20 protein-coding genes and 1 pseudogene are annotated in these 17,817 nt (G+C 70.9%); 11 read left to right on the forward strand and 10 right to left on the reverse strand.

The features are described 5' to 3' along the window. Positions 1-3: 3 nt before the first annotated feature. Positions 4-204, reverse strand: a complete 201-nt coding sequence (locus OG505_RS09820; RefSeq protein ID WP_234586185.1) for a DUF5999 family protein — start codon at positions 202-204, stop codon at positions 4-6. A 124-nt stretch (positions 205-328) separates the two neighbouring features. On the opposite strand from OG505_RS09820, the gene OG505_RS09825 reads away from it, so the two are divergent. Both OG505_RS09825 and def read left to right on the forward strand, forming a co-directional pair. After that, positions 329-1,522, forward strand: coding sequence for a chorismate-binding protein (locus tag OG505_RS09825; RefSeq protein WP_405432682.1), 1,194 nt, complete (start codon positions 329-331; stop codon positions 1,520-1,522). Positions 1,523-1,553: 31 nt separating this feature from the next. After that, positions 1,554-2,063, forward strand: a complete 510-nt coding sequence (gene def, locus OG505_RS09830) for a peptide deformylase (protein ID WP_405432683.1) — start codon at positions 1,554-1,556, stop codon at positions 2,061-2,063. 4 nt (positions 2,064-2,067) lie between these two features. On the opposite strand, the gene OG505_RS09835 is transcribed toward def, so the two are convergent. Next, positions 2,068-2,841, reverse strand: coding sequence for a sulfite exporter TauE/SafE family protein (locus OG505_RS09835; protein ID WP_405432684.1), 774 nt, complete (start codon positions 2,839-2,841; stop codon positions 2,068-2,070). Positions 2,842-3,055: 214 nt separating this feature from the next. Here OG505_RS09835 and OG505_RS09840 point away from each other — a divergent pair, with 214 nt between their 5' ends. After that, entirely contained in the window at positions 3,056-3,808 is a 753-nt protein-coding gene (locus OG505_RS09840) for a response regulator transcription factor (RefSeq protein ID WP_405434442.1), read from the forward strand. After that, positions 3,805-5,454, forward strand: a complete 1,650-nt coding sequence (locus tag OG505_RS09845) for a sensor histidine kinase (protein WP_405432685.1) — start codon at positions 3,805-3,807, stop codon at positions 5,452-5,454. Before OG505_RS09840 ends, OG505_RS09845 begins: the two co-directional genes overlap by 4 nt. 24 nt (positions 5,455-5,478) lie before the next feature. Here the strand turns inward: OG505_RS09845 and OG505_RS09850 are convergent. Continuing rightward, positions 5,479-6,213: pseudogene (locus tag OG505_RS09850) on the reverse strand (phosphatase PAP2 family protein); the annotation flags it as partial. A gap of 167 nt (positions 6,214-6,380) precedes the next feature. Then, the gene (locus OG505_RS09855) at positions 6,381-7,343 is read right to left on the reverse strand and encodes a polysaccharide deacetylase family protein (RefSeq protein WP_405432687.1); all 963 of its coding nucleotides are present in this window, start codon (positions 7,341-7,343) and stop codon (positions 6,381-6,383) included. Between the two features lie 136 nt (positions 7,344-7,479). Between OG505_RS09855 and OG505_RS09860 the strand changes: the two genes are divergently transcribed. Beyond that, positions 7,480-8,259 (forward strand): endonuclease/exonuclease/phosphatase family protein, encoded by a 780-nt coding sequence (locus OG505_RS09860; RefSeq protein ID WP_405432689.1) that lies wholly within the window; start codon positions 7,480-7,482, stop codon positions 8,257-8,259. An 80-nt stretch (positions 8,260-8,339) separates the two neighbouring features. On the opposite strand, the gene OG505_RS09865 is transcribed toward OG505_RS09860, so the two are convergent. After that, on the reverse strand, positions 8,340-9,362 hold the full coding sequence (locus OG505_RS09865) for a tyrosine-type recombinase/integrase (RefSeq protein WP_405432691.1): 1,023 nt from the start codon (positions 9,360-9,362) through the stop codon (positions 8,340-8,342). Positions 9,363-9,421: 59 nt separating this feature from the next. Here OG505_RS09865 and OG505_RS09870 point away from each other — a divergent pair, with 59 nt between their 5' ends. Continuing rightward, positions 9,422-9,982, forward strand: coding sequence for an AAA family ATPase (locus OG505_RS09870; RefSeq protein WP_405432693.1), 561 nt, complete (start codon positions 9,422-9,424; stop codon positions 9,980-9,982). Positions 9,983-10,184: 202 nt separating this feature from the next. Here the strand turns inward: OG505_RS09870 and OG505_RS09875 are convergent, their stop codons facing one another. The 3 genes from OG505_RS09875 to OG505_RS09885 form a co-directional block, all read right to left on the reverse strand. Next, a complete protein-coding gene (locus tag OG505_RS09875) occupies positions 10,185-10,454 on the reverse strand; it encodes a nitrilase-related carbon-nitrogen hydrolase (RefSeq protein ID WP_405432695.1) in 270 nt (89 codons plus the stop codon). 174 nt (positions 10,455-10,628) lie between these two features. After that, positions 10,629-11,219, reverse strand: coding sequence for a DinB family protein (locus OG505_RS09880; RefSeq protein WP_405432697.1), 591 nt, complete (start codon positions 11,217-11,219; stop codon positions 10,629-10,631). Next, the gene (locus tag OG505_RS09885; protein ID WP_405432699.1) at positions 11,212-12,051 is read right to left on the reverse strand and encodes an alpha/beta fold hydrolase; all 840 of its coding nucleotides are present in this window, start codon (positions 12,049-12,051) and stop codon (positions 11,212-11,214) included. The genes OG505_RS09880 and OG505_RS09885 overlap by 8 nt, the downstream gene beginning before the upstream one ends. A 272-nt stretch (positions 12,052-12,323) precedes the next feature. On the opposite strand from OG505_RS09885, the gene zwf reads away from it, so the two are divergent. Further along, the gene (gene zwf / locus OG505_RS09890) at positions 12,324-13,703 is read left to right on the forward strand and encodes a glucose-6-phosphate dehydrogenase (protein ID WP_405432701.1); all 1,380 of its coding nucleotides are present in this window, start codon (positions 12,324-12,326) and stop codon (positions 13,701-13,703) included. 126 nt (positions 13,704-13,829) lie between these two features. Here zwf and OG505_RS09895 read toward each other — a convergent pair whose 3' ends face one another. Continuing rightward, complete coding sequence (locus tag OG505_RS09895; RefSeq protein WP_405432703.1) at positions 13,830-14,558, reverse strand: SDR family oxidoreductase; 729 nt, start codon at positions 14,556-14,558, stop codon at positions 13,830-13,832. Between the two features lie 79 nt (positions 14,559-14,637). On the opposite strand from OG505_RS09895, the gene OG505_RS09900 reads away from it, so the two are divergent. From OG505_RS09900 to OG505_RS09910, 3 genes are all read left to right on the forward strand, one after another. Further along, entirely contained in the window at positions 14,638-15,471 is an 834-nt protein-coding gene (locus tag OG505_RS09900; protein ID WP_405432705.1) for a patatin-like phospholipase family protein, read from the forward strand. A gap of 45 nt (positions 15,472-15,516) precedes the next feature. Then, a complete protein-coding gene (locus OG505_RS09905; protein ID WP_405432706.1) occupies positions 15,517-15,978 on the forward strand; it encodes a peroxiredoxin in 462 nt (153 codons plus the stop codon). A gap of 74 nt (positions 15,979-16,052) precedes the next feature. Further along, positions 16,053-16,739 (forward strand): hypothetical protein, encoded by a 687-nt coding sequence (locus OG505_RS09910; protein ID WP_405432708.1) that lies wholly within the window; start codon positions 16,053-16,055, stop codon positions 16,737-16,739. Positions 16,740-16,745: 6 nt separating this feature from the next. On the opposite strand, the gene OG505_RS09915 is transcribed toward OG505_RS09910, so the two are convergent. Next, the gene (locus tag OG505_RS09915; RefSeq protein ID WP_405432710.1) at positions 16,746-17,198 is read right to left on the reverse strand and encodes a MarR family winged helix-turn-helix transcriptional regulator; all 453 of its coding nucleotides are present in this window, start codon (positions 17,196-17,198) and stop codon (positions 16,746-16,748) included. A 95-nt stretch (positions 17,199-17,293) separates the two neighbouring features. On the opposite strand from OG505_RS09915, the gene OG505_RS09920 reads away from it, so the two are divergent. Then, positions 17,294-17,776, forward strand: coding sequence for a MarR family winged helix-turn-helix transcriptional regulator (locus OG505_RS09920; protein WP_405432712.1), 483 nt, complete (start codon positions 17,294-17,296; stop codon positions 17,774-17,776). The last annotated feature ends 41 nt before the right edge of the window (positions 17,777-17,817 follow it).

A 17,817-nucleotide genomic window follows, 5' to 3' on the forward strand; every position in this document is an offset into this window, starting at 1 on the left:
CGTTCAGGCCACGAGAGCGTGGCGGGCGGGGCCGCGGTGCGGTGCGATGCTGCTGCCATCGGGGAGCAGCTCGCCGGTGTCCTCGAAGACGATGACGCCGTTGCAGAGCAGGCTCCAGCCCTGCTCAGGGAAGCAGGCGAGGACCCGGGCGGCTTCCCGGTCGGTGGCTTCAGCTAAGGGGCAGGTCGGTTGGTGCTGGCACATCGGGTTCTCCGGACTGTGGGGGCACTGTGTCATGGTTCACATGACCCAGTGACGCACAGTACCAAGCGAACGTGTCCAGCATCGAGCAGGTGCCGGTCCGGCGTACGGGAAATCCACTGAACGGATGAGGAAGGTCGGACCATACGGCGTGGAAACGCTCCCACAGGTGCTGGTCGATGTGCCGGCCGCCCCCACCGCGTGTCGCGACACGCTCGCTGAACGCGCCCGCCTGCACTGGCGCCGCACCGACGGCGGCGACCCCGCCGTCCTCGCCGAGGAGTTCCTCGCCGCGCACGGCCTGAACCTGCGCGACCTCACCCGCCCCACCCCCACCCACCACGACACCCGGGCCTGCGGCGCCGCGCTCTACCTGTCCGCCGCCGCCGGAGCACACCTGGCCGGCGCCCCCACCGCGGCGCCCGAACCCGCCCCGGCCCTGCCCGACCTCGCCGTCGTCGTCTACGACCACGGCCCCACCCGACGCGCCCCCGCCCGCACGGCGACACCCTGGTGGCTCGGCGACTGGACCGACAGCTGGACACCCGAGCAGCACGCCGCCGCCGTCGCCGCCATCCGCGCCGCCATCGGCCGCGGCGACGTCTACCAGGCCAACCTCGTCGGCCACGCCGCCGCCCCCTACACCGGCGACCCCCTGCCCGCCCTGCGCCGCCTCCGCGCGCTGCCCGGCGCCCGCTACGGCGGCGTCCTCACCGGCGACGACTGGGCGATCGGCTGCGCCTCCCCGGAAACCCTCATCGAGGTCCGCGACGGACACCTGATCACCCGACCCATCAAGGGCACCCGCCCCGCCACCGCCGCCGGCCGCGCCGAACTGCTCACCAGCGCCAAGGAACGCGCCGAACACATCATGATCGTCGACCTGGAACGCAACGACCTCGCCCGCATCGCCCGCACCGGCACCGTCACCGTCGACGACCTGTTCACCGTGCGCCGCTGGTGCGACCTGTGGCAGGCCGAGTCGACCGTACGCGCCACCGCCGCCGACGGCCTCGGCCTCGCCGACCTGCTGCGCGCCACCTGCCCCGGCGGCTCCGTCACCGGCGCCCCGAAACTCGCCGCCCTGACCCACATCGCCGCCGGAGAACCCGTCGGCCGCGGCGCCAGCATGGGCGCCCTCGGCTGGGTCGCACCCGGCCGCGTCGACCTCGGCCTGACCATCCGCACCGCCGCCGCCGCCGGCGAATCCCTGCACACCTGGGCCGGCGGCGGCATCACCTGGGACAGCGACCCCGCCGCCGAGGTCGCCGAAGCCGCCGCGAAGACCGCCCCCATCCGCGCCACCCTGGCCGGACGCTGACCCCACCACCACCGGCGATACGCTGACCCCCATGACCATGCGGCCCATCCGGATCATCGGCGACCCCGTCCTGCGCACCGAATCCGAGCCGGTCACCACCTTCGACGCCGAACTACGCGCCCTGGTCACCGACCTGATGGACACCCTGCTGGGCGAACCCGGCCGCGCCGGCGTCGCCGCACCACAGATCGGCGTCAGCGCCCAGGTCTTCGTCTACGACGCCGACGGCCACCGCGGCCACCTCATCAACCCCACCCTCGAGCTGTCCGACGAACTCCAGGACGACGAGGAGGGCTGCCTGTCCATCCCCGGGCTGTACTTCCCGACCGTACGGGCCCTGCACGCCACCGCCCACGGCGTCGACCAGCACGGCGAACCGCTCACCATCACCGGCAGCGGATTCCTCGCCCGCGCCCTGCAACACGAGACCGACCACCTCGGCGGCCGGCTCTACGTCGACACCCTGCGCGGCGACACCCGCCGCCGGGCCCTGCGCGAGATCCGCGCCGGTCGTTTCGACTCACCCAGCCGCCGCGGCTAGGCCGTCAGCGAGCCACCCACTGGTCGTGGCCAAGCTTGGCGACCAACGCCACCACCACCAGCAGCAGCACCACCCGCACGAACCCCGACCCGCGGCGCAACGCCATTCGCGCACCCAGCACCGCTCCGGCGATGTTGCACACCGCCATCCCCGCACCCAGCAGCCACCACACGTGCCCGGTCACCCCGAACACCACCAGCGCACCCAGGTTCGTGCCCGCGTTGACCACCTTCGCCATCGCCGAGCCGTGCACGAAGTCCGCGCCGATCAGCGCGGTGAACGCCAGCACCAGGAACGTGCCGGTGCCCGGACCGATCAACCCGTCGTACAGGGCGATGCCCACCCCGGCCACCGCGATCACCGCCGCCACCCGCACCGGAGTCCGCCGCCGCGGCACCGCCACCACGCCCAGCCGGGGCCGCAGCAGCACGAACAGCGCCACCGACACCAGCACCACCAGCACCACCGGCCGGTACGCCGACGCCGGCACCGCGCCAGCCAGCGCGGCACCCACCCCGGCGCTGAGCACCGCCACGCCCGCCGCCGGCCCCGCCACCCGCCAGTCGACCTTCGTGCGCCGGGCGTACGTCGCCGCCGCGGTGGCCGTACCGAAGATCGCGGCCAGCTTGTTGGTGCCCAGCGCCGTGGCCACCGGCAGCCCGGGCGCGGCCACCAGCAACGCCGGCAACAGCAGCAGACCACCACCACCGACCACGGCGTCGACCCAACCGGCCAGGGCCGCGGCGGCCAACAGGGTGCTCAGCGATACGGCGTCCACGAGCGGCCATTCTTCCCACCCGCGGCCGCCCGGCCCGCACCAGAGTGGCCAGCCTCACCAGTCCCTGATCCCGATCTCAGCGCCCGCCGGGCCGGCCGGCCGCGGTGATGTCACCCATGCCGGGCCAGCCGCGAGGTGGCCAGTTCCTCATGAAACGCTCACAGGTTCTTCATGGCAGCTCGTTTGAATCGGGTGCGAAGCCGGTGGCAGGGTGGTGGTGAGGGTGGGCGCGCGGATCTTGGTGGCTGAGGATGAGCCCAAGCAGGCGAATCTGATGCGGATGTACCTCGAGCGGGAGGGTCACAGTGTGTTGGTGGTCGGTGATGGGCGAGCGGCGCTTGATGCGGCGCGGGCTCGCCGGCCCGACCTGGTGGTCCTCGATGTCATGATGCCGGTCATCGGCGGTCTTGACGTGTGCCGGATTCTGCGTGCCGAATCGACGGTTCCGATTCTGCTCTTGACAGCCCGGAGCACTGAGGATGACATCCTCCTGGGTCTGGACGTCGGTGCGGACGACTACCTCACCAAGCCCTACAGTCCGCGGGAGCTGACTGCTCGGGTCCGTGCTCTGCTGCGTCGTGCGGGCGTGGTGGGCGCAGGCGGTCAGGAGGTGCTTCGGGTGGGTGATCTGGAGGTGGACGCCGCCCGGTTCAGGGTGCGGGTGGACGGGCGGGAAGCCGCCTTGACGGCCAAGGAGTTCGGCATTCTGGAGGTGCTCGCGGGTGACCCAGGCCGGGCGTTCACCCGGGCGCAGATCATTGACCGGGCCTTTGGCTTCGACCATCTGGTGCTGGAGCGCACCGTCGATGCGCACGTGATGAATTTGCGGCGCAAGATCGAAGTCGACCCCGCCAGACCCCGATATGTGCAGACGGTATTCGGGCGCGGGTACCGATTGGCAGACCAGGACGCGACCGACTCGACGAAACCCCCGGTTGGGCAATCGCCGCGAAAGACGGGTCCGTGAGTTTCCGACTACGGGTGCTCCTGCTGGTGACGCTGGTGGCGGTGAGCGCGACGTCTGCGACGACCTGGTTGAGCCTGCGCGAGGTCTCGCAGCAGATCGACGAGTCCGCCACCATCGACCGCGCCCAGCTCGACCAGGTCAGCGCGGCACTGTTCGACTACGGGAGTCGTCACGGCACCTGGGAGGGCGTCGCCGACCTCGCGGACGACCTGAGCCACAAGCTCGGACAGCGCATCCACCTGCAATCCGAGGCGGGCGTCGTGATCGTGGACACCGACACGATGGCGGGTCGCACGGCCCGCAAGGTCGGCAACGTGACCGCCTTGATCGATCCGCGACCGAAACTGTCGCCCACGCGGCTGACCGCCGACACCACCACGCACTCGATCCGCTCCTACCGGGCCGGGGCGACTTTCGCCGCCTGCCTGGCTCGAGTCAACCTGGGCGTCACGATGCAGGCTGACAGTCACGGCGTGCCCACGTTCAACCTCGACCCAGCAGACCGCGACAAGACCCTCGGTGATCGGCCGGGCTCGATGGTGGCTGCGGAATGCCGGCAGCAAGCCGACCGTGCGGGAGCGAGCACCGACCTGGATCAAGCCCGCGTCGCGCTCTGCCTGACTGAAACGGTCGGATCGTCGGAGGGCTGTCTGGCCCAGGCCTTCACCGATCAGATCAGCGCCGTGGCGCCCGTACCGGTACGGGTCTACCTGGGCGCGGGGGGGTACGCCACACCTGTGCTGGCGATCGGTCCGCTGTTGGCGGCGGCGACGGTCGTGATGACGATCGCCCTTGTCGGCACCGCCCTGCTCAGCCGGCGAGTGTTGCGCCCGATCCGCACACTCACCGCTGCGTCCCATCGGCTGGGCGACGGCGACCTGTCCAATCGGGTGCCGGTGCGGGGCAACGACGAGTTGGCCGGGCTGGCCCGATCCTTCAACCAGATGGCAGATTCGCTGCGATCGGCGGAGGAGCGCCAGCGTCGGCTGATCGCCGACGTCGCCCACGAGTTGCGCACGCCGTTGGCGAACCTCCGGGGCTACCTGGAGGCGCTCCAGGACGGGGTGATCGCGCCGGGGCCGGAACTGTTCGCCAGCTTGCACGACGAGGCGGTGCTCCAGCAACGGATCGTCGACGACCTGCAGGATCTGGCGCTGGCGGAAGCGGGACAGTTGGCGTACCACCGCGTTCCGGTCGACGTAGCGGAACTGCTCGAGACGTGCCGTACCGCCCATCGATCCCGAGCAGAAGCCGACCGAGTGGAGTTGGCCGTCCGTGCTGAGCCGGCCACCGTGCACGGCGATCCGGATCGGTTACGCCAACTGATCGGCAACCTGATCACCAACGCGTTACGGGCCACTCCCGCCGGGGGTCGAATCACGCTGCAGGCCCACCACGCGCCGGGAACCGTCGTGGTGCGAATCGCCGACACGGGCTGCGGCATCGCCTCCGACGCGCTTCCCCACATCTTCGAGCGGTTCTGGCGGGGCGATCCGGCCCGGGGTCGACACACCGGTGGCAGCGGCCTCGGCCTGTCGATCGCCCGACAGATCATCACCGACCACGGCGGCTCGATCGAGGTCGCCAGCCAGGTCGGCGCCGGTTGCACGTTCACCATCACCCTGCCGGCGATGTCCGCGACCTGAGCGCGCCCGATCCACGAGCGCGCCAAGCGCCATCGCCGCACCGACGTACACCCAGCCGAACAGCACGTCAACGACCCAGTGTTCGCCGGTGTAGACCAGGGTCACCGCCATCGCCAGCGGATACGCCAGCAGCAGCGGCACCCACCGACGGCGCACCCGGCGGAGAAAGAACACCACCGCGAGCAGAGCGAAAGCCGCATGCAGAGAGGGCATGGCGGCGACCGGATTGGCGAGAGCCTGCCCCTGAGTGACCAGGTTCCCGGCACCGTGCAGCCCCATCGCATGCCAGCCCCGGGTGGAGATCCGGACGATCGGTGGTGCGAGCTCGTGCACGGAGGCCCACCACGGCGGCGCGGCCGGATAGGCGAAGTACGTGCCCAGACCCAGCGCGGTGAGCGCGAACCACCGGGTGGTGAACGCGATCCAGACCGGCCGGGCGCGAAGCCACAGCACCACCGCTATCGTCAACGTGACCGCAAAATGGCTGAAATAGACCCAACTTGCCAGAATGTCGTACCAGCGGACCGTGTCCGGGTCGTAGAAATGATGCTGCAACCACACGGTCGGCAACGCACCACCGAACATGGCACGATCCAGCGCGATCATCTCCGTCACATGAGGGGTAGCGCCATTGTCCGCGAGCCCCCGACCAACGTCGTAGACGATCAGCAGCACCGCCACCGGCAGCCAGTCGCGTGCGAAACGCAGATGCTCGCGCGGTGGCAGCCGGATGTTCCAGCAGACGGTGGCGGCCCACATCCAGCCAAGCGCGGCGGTGATGTCCGTCGGCAGACCAATGGTCAACCACCACACGACGAACGCGACGACCAGAAGGGCGAACGCGGCCACCCGCCGATCACCCGTCACCGGCCGTCCCGCAACGGAATCGACGTCGCGCCCCAGCTCGACCTCCGACGTGCGGCGGGTCACCGGCGCGTCGCCGACTCAGCCAGCAGGTCGGAAACCCGCACGAACTCAAAGCCCCGGCGGCGCAGGCCCTGAATCATCCCCGCGAGACCCTGGATGGCGACCAGCCGATCAGCGGGTCCGGTGTCGTGGGCGAGAAGAATCGTCCCCGGGGTGCAGGCATTGACAATGTAGTCCGTCAACCCCCCCGGGTCGCCCGGATACTCCGACTCGATCATCTGCCGATTCCACAGAATGATCTGATAACCCAGCTCGTTCGCGGCCAGCATGCTACTGCCGGCCAGGTGCCCGTACGGCGGGCGCAACAGGGTCGGCTCCCGGCCGGTCAGCCGGGCCAGCTCGTCATGAGCACGGCTGATCGCCGCACGACTGTCCTCGACGGTCATCCGGGCCAGATCCCGATGCGCCCACGTGTGATTCCCGACCTCGTGCTCAGCCAGCTTCCCAGCGACGAGATCGCCGTAACGGCGCGCGTTCGCGCCCAGCATGAAAAACGTGGCCCGGGCCCGGGCCTCAGCCAGGATCGCCAACACCTGCGGCGTCCAGTTCGGCGCAGGCCCATCATCAAAGGTCAGCGCGATCAGCCGCTTGGCCGTGTCCACCCCCCACACCACATCCAGGTGAGACGACCTGGGCGGCGTGCGACGGTCGGCGTGAACGGTGGCGGCGTACCCGCCGTAGAACGGCAAAGGATCATCGGCAGTGAACGCGTCGTAGCCACGCTTCCCAGCGGCAGCCACCCCCGCGCCAGCCAAAGCTGAGGCAACACCCGCGAGCACTCGCCGTCGTGACGGCACCGAGCGCGCAGATGAGGCATCAGGGAGGGGATTCGGAATCCGCGCCGCGCGGTCACGGCCGGCCATGGCGATCGACATGCCCGCAGAGTAGGAACCAGCCATGAAGAAAAGATCAAGAAGCGACGAAGCCGCCATGCGCACCGGAGCAAGCGCGCCGCGCGCCACCCACGTACGAGACGTCAGCGACCCCGCGCCCGCCGCAACCACACCCCCAACGCGCCCATCGCCACGAACACCAACACCGAACACAGCAGCACCTTCAGCACCCGGCAACCCTCCCACGGGGACGTAGGGTGCAGGGGTGCGCCTGGCCACCTTCAACCTGCTGCACGGACGATCCCTCACCGACGGCCTCGTCAACCCCGACCGACTCGACGCCGCCGTACGCGCCCTCGACGCCGACGTGCTCGCCCTACAGGAAGTCGACCGCGACCAACACCGCAGCGGCAACCTCGACCTCACCGCCATCGCCGCCCGCGCCCTCGACGCGCCACACCACCGCTTCGCCGCCGCCGTCGTCGGCACCCCCGGCGAACAGTTCCGCCCCCTGCGCCACGACGACGACGGCCACGGCGAACCCTGCTACGGCATCGGCCTGATCAGCCGGCACCCGGTGCGCAGCTGGCAGGTCACCCGCCTCAAGCCCGCACCCGTACGCTCCCCGGTCTATGTGCCCGGCCCCGGCGGCGGCCTCGTCCTACTGCACGACGAACCCCGCGTCGTGCTCGCCGCCGTCCTGGACACCCCACACGGCCCACTCACCGTCGCCGCGACCCACCTGTCCTTCGTCCCCGGCTGGAACGCCCGCCAACTACGGCAGACCGTCCGCGCCCTGCGCGCGTTGCCCGCCCCCCGCGTCCTGCTCGGCGACCTCAACCTGCCCGCCGGCCCGGCCCGGCTCATCTCCGGCTGGCGCCCCCTGGGCCGCCGCCCCACCTACCCCGCCGGGCAACCCCGCGTCCAACTCGACCACATCCTCGCCGACCGGCACGCCCTCGACCAGCTCCCACCCGTACGGGCCGTCACCACGCCGCTGTCCACCATCTCCGACCACCGCCCCCTGCTGGTCGACCTCGGCTGACCTCCTCGGCCACCGGGGACCGCGACCGCACAGGGTTGGGAACACCGCTGCACCACGAGGGCTGGCAGCACCTCCAGGGACTACGCGCCTGCCCGGTCACCCTTTGCGCGCCGCCCCGGCACCAGAGCCGCCAACGCGCGGTTGGTACGGCTGGAGCGGATCGCGTCACGCTGCTGCCCGGCCGTCACCTCGATGTACGTCTGCGACGACGCCAACGACGCGTGCCCCAGCAACCGCATGATCTCCGCCGCGCTCGCACCGTCCTCGGCCAACCGGGTCGCGAAGGTGTGCCGCAGCGCGTGCAACCGCGCGCCACGCGGCACCCGGTCACCGATGCCCGCCCGCCGATAACACGACTCGACGAGATACTGCAGACCACCGCGGCGCAGCGGCTCACCGTGCCGGTCCACCAGCAACGCCGAGTCGGGGCGTACCGAGCGCGAACCGAAGCGCCGCGCCCGACTGTCCAGGTAGTCCATCAGCACCCGGTCGAGATCCGCCTCGATCGGCACCACCCGGGGCCGCCCGCCCTTGCCAACCACCTCCACGCGCCGCTCACCCGGCCGTCCACACAGTGAGCCGACCCGCAACGCGAGCAGCTCCGACAGGCGCAGCCCGGCGCACAGTGCCACCGCCAGCACCGCCACGTCCCGCTCCGGCCACGGGTCGCGTTGCCGCCCGTCGTCACGCGCGGCCGAGGCGAGCAGCACCTCGGGAGTGTCCGCGCCGCGCAGCGGCTTCGGCTGGGGGAGTACGGCCCGGGGCCGACCGACCGCCGGCATCGGATTGCCCGCCACCAACCCGTCGGCGACCAGGAAGGTGAAGAAACTGTTCCACGTGGACCAGGCGCGATGCACCGACGCGGGCGCGCGGGGCGCGGCGAACCGGGCGAAGGCCGCCCGCAGCACGCGGGGAGAGAGGTCGGTGATCGACAGCTTGTCGAGGGGGAGGGGAGTGGCGCCACCGTCCGCGACCAGAGCGGCCACGGCGCACAGGTCGCGCCGGTAGGCCGCCAGGGTGTGCGGGGAGGGTTTGCGGGTGGCCCGGGCGGTCAGGAACTCCTCGATCAGCGCTAAGAGCGATTCATCCCGTTTGTCATGCATAAGGGATATTATGCAGCATTTTCGCGTTCCCGGGAAGCGGGGGGGAGAGGAGACAGAACATGCCCGAACCACGCCGGTACGTCCTGACCGGAGCACCCGGCGCCGGGAAGACGACCCTGCTGGAGGTGCTGCGTCACAGGGGACACGTCACGGTCCGAGAGGCCGCCACAGACATCATCACCGAGCGCCAGGCGCGGGGGTGCGCCGAGCCGTGGCACGAACCCGACTTCCTCGACGCCGTGATCACCCTGCAGAACCGCCGCCAGATCGACGCCGCCGTCGCCGCGCCCCGCGCCTCAGTGCACCTGTACGACCGTTCGCCCCTGTGCACACTGGCGCTGGCGCTCTATCAGGGCAGGCCGATCGGGCCGGCGCTCACCGCCGAGGTGGACCGCATCTCGCGGCACCGGACCTACCAGCGGTCCGTGTTCCTGATCAGCCCGCTGGGCTTCATCCACCACACGGCCGCACGCCGGATCAGCTACGCCGATTCGCTGGCCTTCGCCCACGTGCACGAGCAGGTGTACGAGGCGCACGGGCACCACCTGATCCACGTGCCGGCCGGACCGGTGTCGCAACGGGTCGCGCTGATCGAGAGGCACGCGTCCTGCAGGGCGTGACCCGCGACGGACCGCTGTCGAGGGGACCCCTCCGATCGCTAACTTTACATAATGTGCATTATCGAAGATGTCTGGGTGGCACCCGGGAGTGGACCGGGTGGGCCAGCGTGTCGTCGATCTGCCTGTCTCTTCTCACGACACCATCAGGTGCCGGTGCGATCGGTAGAGGTCGGTGATTTCCGCGTGTGACAGCAACCGCTTGTCATAGCGAATCGATCAGCTCGCCACGATCGTTGATCACCCATAGCGAGTTGTGAGGTCGATGGTCGCCGGACAGCCGGTGGTTGCCGCCTGTGACCACCCAGACGCCGAGCTCTGCGGCAAGAGCCATGGTGTGGTGCAACTCTTCGGTGACCGGCGCCCAGTCGATACGCCACCCGCGGTAATACGGCTTCGCCGCGCCGGCATAGCCGGACAGTGCGCCCTCGCCGAGGTGGACCAGGCGTGCCCCCTGGTCAGCGGCTTGTCGCATCGCGGCGCGTTCCGAACCCGTCCAGTGGTGCCCATCGCGGCACCGTAACGGATGGACGGTTGGCGGGTGCCGCGCATCTGAAGCTGGTGTCGGGGGTGGTCCAGCTTCGGCGGCGCCTCTCCCCCAGCTCGGATCGGCCATGATCGCGTTTTCGGGGGCGCTGTGCGCGGACGGTCACTCGAAGTGGTCGGCCAGCTTTCGCAGTTTGCTGACGTACGCCGGCCAGTCGTAGCCGTCGGGGATGGCGGTGCCGTCTTGCCGCCAGCCGATCGCGCCATCGTGCTGCTCGCGCATGATGTCCGCCTGACCGGCGTGCCGGGCGAGGTCGCCGGTCACGTGCAGGATGATCCGGTACAACGTCACGTCCTGGTGGCCTGGCTGCCACCAGGGCACCTGCCCGGGCGTGTCGAGCGGCAGCTGGTCGACCGTCTCGTCCGCGAACAGCGCGACGCGGCGGTACAGGTCGATCAGGCCGTCCTTCGTCTCGTCCTCGCGTGCGTACCAGTCGGCCTGCGGGTCGTCGTCGAATGCCTGCAGGGGTACCAGTTCCTCGGGCGTCGGGAACTGCCGGCCGAAGGTGGGCCCGAAGTAGCCGGCTTCGACGTTGAGGCAGTGTTTGACGATGCCGAGCAGGTTGTTGCCGGTCACGGTGCGGGGTGTTCTGGCCTCGCGTTCGCTCAGGCCGTCGAGCTTCCAGATGAGGTCGTTGCGCGTCCGCCGCAGGTAGTAGTGCAGCGCGGCCTTCAGATCGCTCAGGTCAACCATGCCGGCCATTGTCGCGCAGGCGCTGCGCCGTCGTGTGCCCTGGCATGGGCGCGGTCAGCGTCCGGTGTAGCCAGTCCTGGGTGAGGGCGCGCAGCAGTGCCGGTTGTTCGAAGGGCAGGTAGTGCCCGGCGGCGTCGAGCGTGGCGTAGGCGCCTCGGGGGTAGCGGCGCATGGCGTGGAACTGGTCGGCGTAGCCGACGATGCCGTCCTGGCGGCCGGTGAGGACGCTGACGGGGCCGTGGTAGGGGGTGTCGGTGGCCTCGTCGGGTAGCGCGTACCCGGGGCCGGTGCGCAGTGTCTGGAGGAAGGTGTCGTCGCCGGGGCCGCCGGAGTGCAGGGCGGCGAGCACGGTGGCGACGACGGTCGGGGTGCGGTGGCCGAGCGCGGTGTCAAGGTGGGTGCGCAGTTCGGTGGGGGCGTCGTCGAGCCAGCCGGTGGGTCCCGGGGGTGGGCGGTGGTCGGGCAGGGTGCGGCTGGCTGGTGCGATGGTGATTCCGGGGCAGACGAGGAGCAGGCCGCGGACCAGGTCGGGGCGTTGGCGGGCAATGCCGGCGGCGAGGTAGGCGCCGTAGGAGGCGCCGGCGAGCAGGACCGGTGCGTCGGTGTGGTGGTCGAGCCATGCGCAGACGGTGTCGAGCAGGGCCTGGGAGGTGGGTGGGCAGGTGGCCGGGCTGTCGCCGTGGCCGGGCAGGTCCAGGTATGTCTCGCGCAGGTTGGCGCCGGCGAGGGCGGGGCGAAAGGCGGTGGCGGTGGCGGTGCGGGTCATGCTGAACATCGGCAGGCACACCACCTCGGGGCCGGCTGCGGCGGATCGGTCGGCTGCCAGGTTCATTCTGGGTCCTCCCCTGTTTGGCGGAGCGTCTTCGGTCGTGGCGGATCCGTGAGAGGGGGTGGAGCGTCGGGGTTGGCGGGCCTTAGGATGATCCAGATTTGTCGATCAGGGTTTGGCGTTGTCCGTGTCATGCCTGATCGGTGAGCCTTTTCAGGGTGTGCGCCGTCGCTGTCGCCGACCTCACGTGCGTCGTTGCCGGGGAATTCCTCCAGTGGGGCGTGCGGTTGTCCGTTTCGGAAGATCAGGTTTCCACATGATCGGATGGAAGTGCCATGCACGTGCGCTCAGACGCGGTAGTGCTGTTCGGCGTGACAGGTGATCTCGTCTCGAAGAAGCTCTTTCCGGCGCTGTACGAGTTGACCCGACGTGGTCGGCTCGATGTGCCGGTGATCGGGGTGGCGCGCTCCCCCTGGGACGATCAGCAGTTGGTCGCGACGGCTCGTAAGTCGGTGGCCGAGGTGAGTGACGAGGTGGACGACGAGGCGTTCGACGCGCTGGCGGGCAACCTGTCGATGATTTCCGGGGACTACGCGGACCCGGTGACGTACGAGCGGCTGGCGGAGCGTCTGCGCGACGCCGAGCGTCCGATTTTCTACCTGGCGATTCCGCCGATGGTGTTCGGTTCCGTGGTGCAGGGGCTGGCGGCGGTCGGGCTGGCGGATCGTGGTCGGGTGATCGTGGAGAAGCCGTTCGGGCGCGACCTGGCGTCCTCGCGCGAGTTGGACCGCACCCTGTGTGCCGCGTTCGACCCGCAGCGGGTGTTCCGCATCGATCACTACCTGGGCAAGGAGGCCGTCGAGGGTCTCTACGCTTTCCGGTTCGCCAACCGGCTGTTCGAGCCGCTGTGGAACAGCGACCACATTGACAACGTCCAGGTCACGCTCGCCGAGGGGTTCGGCACGCAGGGCCGCGCCGGTTTCTACGACACGGTGGGCGCGACCCGCGACGTGTTGCAGAACCACATTCTGCAGGTCGTCGCGTTGATCGCGATGGACGCGCCGGCCGGTGACGACACCGACGCGTTCCGCGAGGCGGAGGTCGCGGTGCTGCGGCAGATTGAGCCGCTGTCACCGCAGAGCACTGTACGGGGGCAGTACGTGGGCTACCGCGAGGAGCCGGGCGTCGCGGCGGACTCGAACACGGAGACGTTCGTCGCGACCCGGTTGGCGGTCGACTCCCCCCGCTGGGCGGGTGTGCCGTTCTATTTGCGTACGGGCAAGTCCCTGCCGGGGACGGCGACCGAGGTGGTGGTCGAGTTCAAGCGGCCGCAGCGGTCGCTGATCCCTGCTGAGGGTGGGGCGGTGGCGCCGGCGAATCTGCTGCGGTTCCGGCTGGGTCGTGGTGACGGCATCACGATGTCGATTCAGGCGAAGAGCCCGGGTGCGGAGGTGGCGAGTCGGCCGGTTGACCTGTCGGTTGACTTCGGTGCGGCTCTGGGGCGGCGTCAGGAGGCGTACGAGCGGTTGCTCGACGACGCGATGGACGGGCAGCATCTGCGGTTCGCGCGTGAGGAGACGATCGCGCAGGAGTGGCGCATCGTGGGGCCGATCCTGGACCTGGCGACCGAGGTGCAGCCGTACGACAAGGGCACCTGGGGTCCGGCGGACGCGGACGCGCTCGCCGGCGGTTGGCACATCCCGGACCTGCGGTAGTGGTGCCGCTCACGGTACATCTCCCCCGTCTCCACGTTGGTCAGGTGGTTTCCGGATCGGCCGGGCCTGGCGACCGGTCTGGCGATCATGCGGTTCGGTGGTGGCGTGAGGCGCGGCAGCCCGCCGTCACAGGCCGCCGGAGACGCGCAGGACGGTGCCGGTGGTGTAGGAGGCGTCCGGGCTGAGCAGCCAGGCGATGGCGGCGGCGATCTCGTCGGGTTCGCCGGCGCGGCCCAACGGGATGCGGCCGGCGGCGCTGTCGGCGCGGTCGGGTACGCCGGAGTCGGCGTGGATGTCGGTGCGCACGATGCCGGGGGCGACGGCGTTGACGCGGATGCCGCGTGGGGCGAGTTCCTTGGCCAGGCCGACGGTGAGGGTGTCGGTGGCGGCCTTCACGGCGGCGTAGTGGACGTACTCCCCCGGGCTGCCCAGGGTCGCGGCGGCCGAGGAGACGTTGACGATGGCGCCGCCGTCGGTGAGGCGGCGAGCGGCCTGCTGGGCGCACAGGACGTACCCGATGAGGTTGACGTCGACGACCCGGCGCAGGTCGTCGACGCGTAGCTCGGTGAAGGGGCCGATGGGGCTGGTGACGCCGGCGTTGTTGACCAGGCCGGTGAGCGGGCCGAGTTGCGCGGCGGCGTCGAACAGAGCGGTGACCTGGTCGGGGTCGGTGGTGTCGGCGCGTACCGCGATGGCCTGCGTGCCGGCCGCGTGCAGGTCGGCCAGGACCGTTGCGGCGGCGGTGTCGTCGCGGCGGTAGCACAGGGCGAGGTGGTGCCCGGCGGTGGCGAGTCGGCGGGCGGTGGCCGCGCCGATGCCGCGGCCGCCGCCGGTGATGACGGTGACGGGTGCCACGATGCCTCCACAGGCTGTCGGGTGGGGTGAGCCGACGCTACCGTGACCGGCGCGGGTCGGTCGTGGAGAGGAGGGTCACATGCGGCGGGCGTTGGTGCTCGGCGGTGGTGGGGTGACCGGGGTGGCGTGGGAGTTGGGCCTGCTGGCCGGGTTGGTCGAGCGGGGCGCGGCGGTCGCCGAGGCGGATCTGGTGGTGGGCACGTCGGCGGGTTCGGTGGTGGGCGCGCAGGTGCGCTCCGGGGTGCCGCTGCGACGGTTGTACGAGGAGCAGTTGGGCCCGCCGACGGGTGAGGTGGCGGCGCGGCTGGGGTTTTGGGCGGTGGCGCGGCTGGTGTGGGCCGGTGGTCGTACGCGTGACGCGGTGCGGTCGAGGGCGCGTATCGGGGCGATGGCGGTGGCGGCGCGTACCCCGTCGGAGGCGTCGCGGCGGGCGGTGATCGAGGCGCGGTTGCCGGCGCGGGAGTGGCCGGTGCGGCGGCTGCTGGTGACGGCGGTCGACGCGGCGTCGGGTGAGTTCGTGGTGTTTGATGGCGCTGACGGGGTGTCGTTGGTGGACGCGGTGGGTGCGAGCTGCGCGGTGCCCGGGGTGTGGCCGCCGGTGACGATCGGGGCGCGTCGTTTCGTCGACGGTGGGATGCGTTCGACGGTGAACGCGGACCTGGCGGCGGGCGCTCAGCGGGTGCTGGTCCTCGCGCCGACGTCGGCGGCGTTCGGGCCGATGCCACGGTTGGCGGCGCAGGTGGACGGGCTGCGGGCCGCCGGGTCGCGGGTGGTGGTGGTGACGCCGGACGCGGCGGCGCGCGCCGCGATCGGCCGCAACGTGCTGGACCCGGCGCGGCGGGCCGGCGCGGCGCGGGCCGGGTGGGCGCAGGCCGCGACGGTGGCCGACGAGGTGCTGGCGCTCTGGGTGTGATCGCTTACGCTCACCGCGCGTTCGATCGGACAACGGAGGTGCGCGGTGGCGGGTGTGGGTGTCGGCGATGTGGTGCAGGACTTCGAGCTGCCGGATGAGACGGGCACGCCGCGGCGGCTGTCGGAGTTCCTGGCGACCGGGCCGGTGGTGTTGTTCTTCTACCCGGCGGCGATGACGCGGGGGTGCACGGCGGAGAGCTGTCACTTCCGGGATCTGGGCGCGGAGTTCACGGCGTTGGGCGCGTCGCGGGTGGGTATCAGCCGTGATCCGGTGGCGAAGCAGGCGGAGTTCTCGACGCTGCACGGTTTCGACTATCCGTTGCTGTCGGATTCCGACGGGACGGTGGCGCAGGCGTTCGGGGTCAAGCGGCGGGTGCCGCTGGGGCCGCTGAGCACGAAGCGGATGACGTTCGTCATCGGCGCTGACCGGCGGGTCATCGAGGTGATCCACAGTGAGGTCAGTATGAACGACCACGCGGACCGGGCGCTGCGGGCGCTGGGCGGCTGAACCCCCTTGCGGCGGCTGTCGCAGCCGACTGGTATCAAGACAGCAATCAAACAGGTGTACGGAAGAGGGTTGTGATGGATGCCGGCCAGGGTTTGTCCACTGACGAGGTGCAGAGCATCCGGGAGGCGTTGGCGGCCGGTCGTAAGCCGCGGGTGGTGTTCACCGCGTCGGCGGGGCAGATCGCCGGTCAGGTCGGCCAGGTGGTCGAGCTGACCGATCCCGAGGTGTCCGACGAGTTCGTGGTGGTGCGTTTCGGCCGCGACGAGTTGCCGTTCTCCCCCGCCGATCTGGCGGTGGCGCCCAAGGGCGCGGGTCGTCGGGTGGCGGAGCCGAAACCGGAGCCCGAGCCGGAGCCGGCGGCGGTGGCCGCGCCGGAGTTCGTGTTGGACACGCCGCGGGTGCCCGCGCCGCGACAGGAGGAGCCGAAGGTGGAGCAGACGGAGAAGGCCGCGCCGGCCCGGCGGGTGGTCAAGGCCGCCAAGCCGAAGAGCCCCGCCGGTCTCACGGTGACGCTGGCGTACGCCGACGGTGAGTGGACCGTCGCCGCGCAGCAGGGCAGCAAGGCCCTCGCGAAGCCGTATGTGGTGAAGCCGGCCGAGGCGTTGAAGATGGTGGCGCTTGTCGACGTGCCCGGCGTGCAGGAGGCGGTGGAGCAGATCCTCGGCACCGAGCGGGCCGAGGCCGAGCAGCAGGCGGAGAAGCTGCGCGCGGAGCTGGCCGAGATCGAGGCCCGGCTCGCGGAGCTGCGCGAGGCCCGCTGAGGCGGGTCAGCGCCGGTTGTGGTGCTCCAGCAGCCGGGTGAGCAGCCGGGTGAGCTGGTCACGTTCGGCGGCGGACAGCGGGGCGAGCAGGTCCTGCTGGACTCGGTCGACGGTCTCGGCCATCCGGCGTGCCTCGTGGGCGCCGGCGTCGGTGCGGCTGATGATGTTGCGGCGGCGGTCGGCTGGGTCGGGGGCTCGTACGACGAACCCCCGACCGGCCAGGTCGTTGACGGCGGCCACGACGTCGCTGCGGTCGATGCCGCAGCGTCGCCCGAGGTCGGCCTGGCTGGCGGGGCCGTCCTCGGCCAGCGTGGCGAGCAGCCGGTAGTGGTAGCCGCGTAGGTCGTGCGCGGCGAAGCCCTCGCTGAGCAGGCGGGCGGCGTGGCTGGCGGTCTGGTTGAGCAGCCAGCTCGGGGTGGTGCTGAGCCCGGCGGGTGACTGCGGGGCGCTGGATTCCATGGGCCGAAGCCTACCAGGAATCGTTGGTCCAACCCACGATCTGTGTTACGTTGGCTGCACCAACGTTGGTCAGGCCAACGTTCAAAGGAGGCGTCATGTCCACCGCTCCCACCCTCAACGGCCAGGTCATCGGCCAGGCCCACTACGCCACCCGGGCCCTGCTGGAGCGGGCCATCGCCCCGCTCGGGGTCAGCTTCGGCCAGGTGCTCACCCTCAACGTCCTCGCCGCCGGCGCGATCGAACGGACCGGGCTCGTGCACCGGATCACCAGCACCCTCAAGGTCGACGAGCCGACGGTGCACACGCTGATCACCCACCTCGTCGACGCCGGTCTGGCCCAGGTCGGCGACCGTGCGCCGACGGGCGCCGGGGAGCCGCAGGTGTGGCTCACCGACACCGGCCACACCCTGCAGGGCCGCGTCTCCGACGCCGTCGCGGGCATCACCGCCCGGCTGTACGCGGACCTCCCGCCCGACGAGACCAGCACCGCCGCCCGGGTCCTCACCCTGGTCACCCAACGTGCGAACGCCGAACTGGCAGCGCCCCCGGACGTCGCCGCGGCGGTCGGTCAGAAGTAGTCGAGCTGCGGCGCCCAACAGGTCCAGGGCGAATCCAGCTC

Origin of the sequence: Micromonospora sp. NBC_00617 (assembly GCF_045161355.1) — a bacterium.
GTDB lineage: Bacteria > Actinomycetota > Actinomycetes > Mycobacteriales > Micromonosporaceae > Micromonospora.

What these genes read in the sequence shown, in the direction of transcription:
- OG505_RS09820 (WP_234586185.1), bottom strand. Translation starts at nt 204, where the DNA reads ATGTGCCAGCACCAACCGACCTGCCCCTTAGCTGAAGCCACCGACCGG.
- OG505_RS09825 (WP_405432682.1), top strand. Translation starts at nt 329, where the DNA reads ATGAGGAAGGTCGGACCATACGGCGTGGAAACGCTCCCACAGGTGCTG.
- def (WP_405432683.1), top strand. Translation starts at nt 1,554, where the DNA reads ATGACCATGCGGCCCATCCGGATCATCGGCGACCCCGTCCTGCGCACC.
- OG505_RS09865 (WP_405432691.1), bottom strand. Translation starts at nt 9,362, where the DNA reads ATGCATGACAAACGGGATGAATCGCTCTTAGCGCTGATCGAGGAGTTC.
- OG505_RS09870 (WP_405432693.1), top strand. Translation starts at nt 9,422, where the DNA reads ATGCCCGAACCACGCCGGTACGTCCTGACCGGAGCACCCGGCGCCGGG.
- OG505_RS09875 (WP_405432695.1), bottom strand. Translation starts at nt 10,454, where the DNA reads ATGCGACAAGCCGCTGACCAGGGGGCACGCCTGGTCCACCTCGGCGAG.
- OG505_RS09880 (WP_405432697.1), bottom strand. Translation starts at nt 11,219, where the DNA reads ATGGTTGACCTGAGCGATCTGAAGGCCGCGCTGCACTACTACCTGCGG.
- OG505_RS09885 (WP_405432699.1), bottom strand. Translation starts at nt 12,051, where the DNA reads ATGAACCTGGCAGCCGACCGATCCGCCGCAGCCGGCCCCGAGGTGGTG.
- zwf (WP_405432701.1), top strand. Translation starts at nt 12,324, where the DNA reads ATGCACGTGCGCTCAGACGCGGTAGTGCTGTTCGGCGTGACAGGTGAT.
- OG505_RS09900 (WP_405432705.1), top strand. Translation starts at nt 14,638, where the DNA reads ATGCGGCGGGCGTTGGTGCTCGGCGGTGGTGGGGTGACCGGGGTGGCG.
- OG505_RS09910 (WP_405432708.1), top strand. Translation starts at nt 16,053, where the DNA reads ATGGATGCCGGCCAGGGTTTGTCCACTGACGAGGTGCAGAGCATCCGG.
- OG505_RS09915 (WP_405432710.1), bottom strand. Translation starts at nt 17,198, where the DNA reads ATGGAATCCAGCGCCCCGCAGTCACCCGCCGGGCTCAGCACCACCCCG.
- OG505_RS09920 (WP_405432712.1), top strand. Translation starts at nt 17,294, where the DNA reads ATGTCCACCGCTCCCACCCTCAACGGCCAGGTCATCGGCCAGGCCCAC.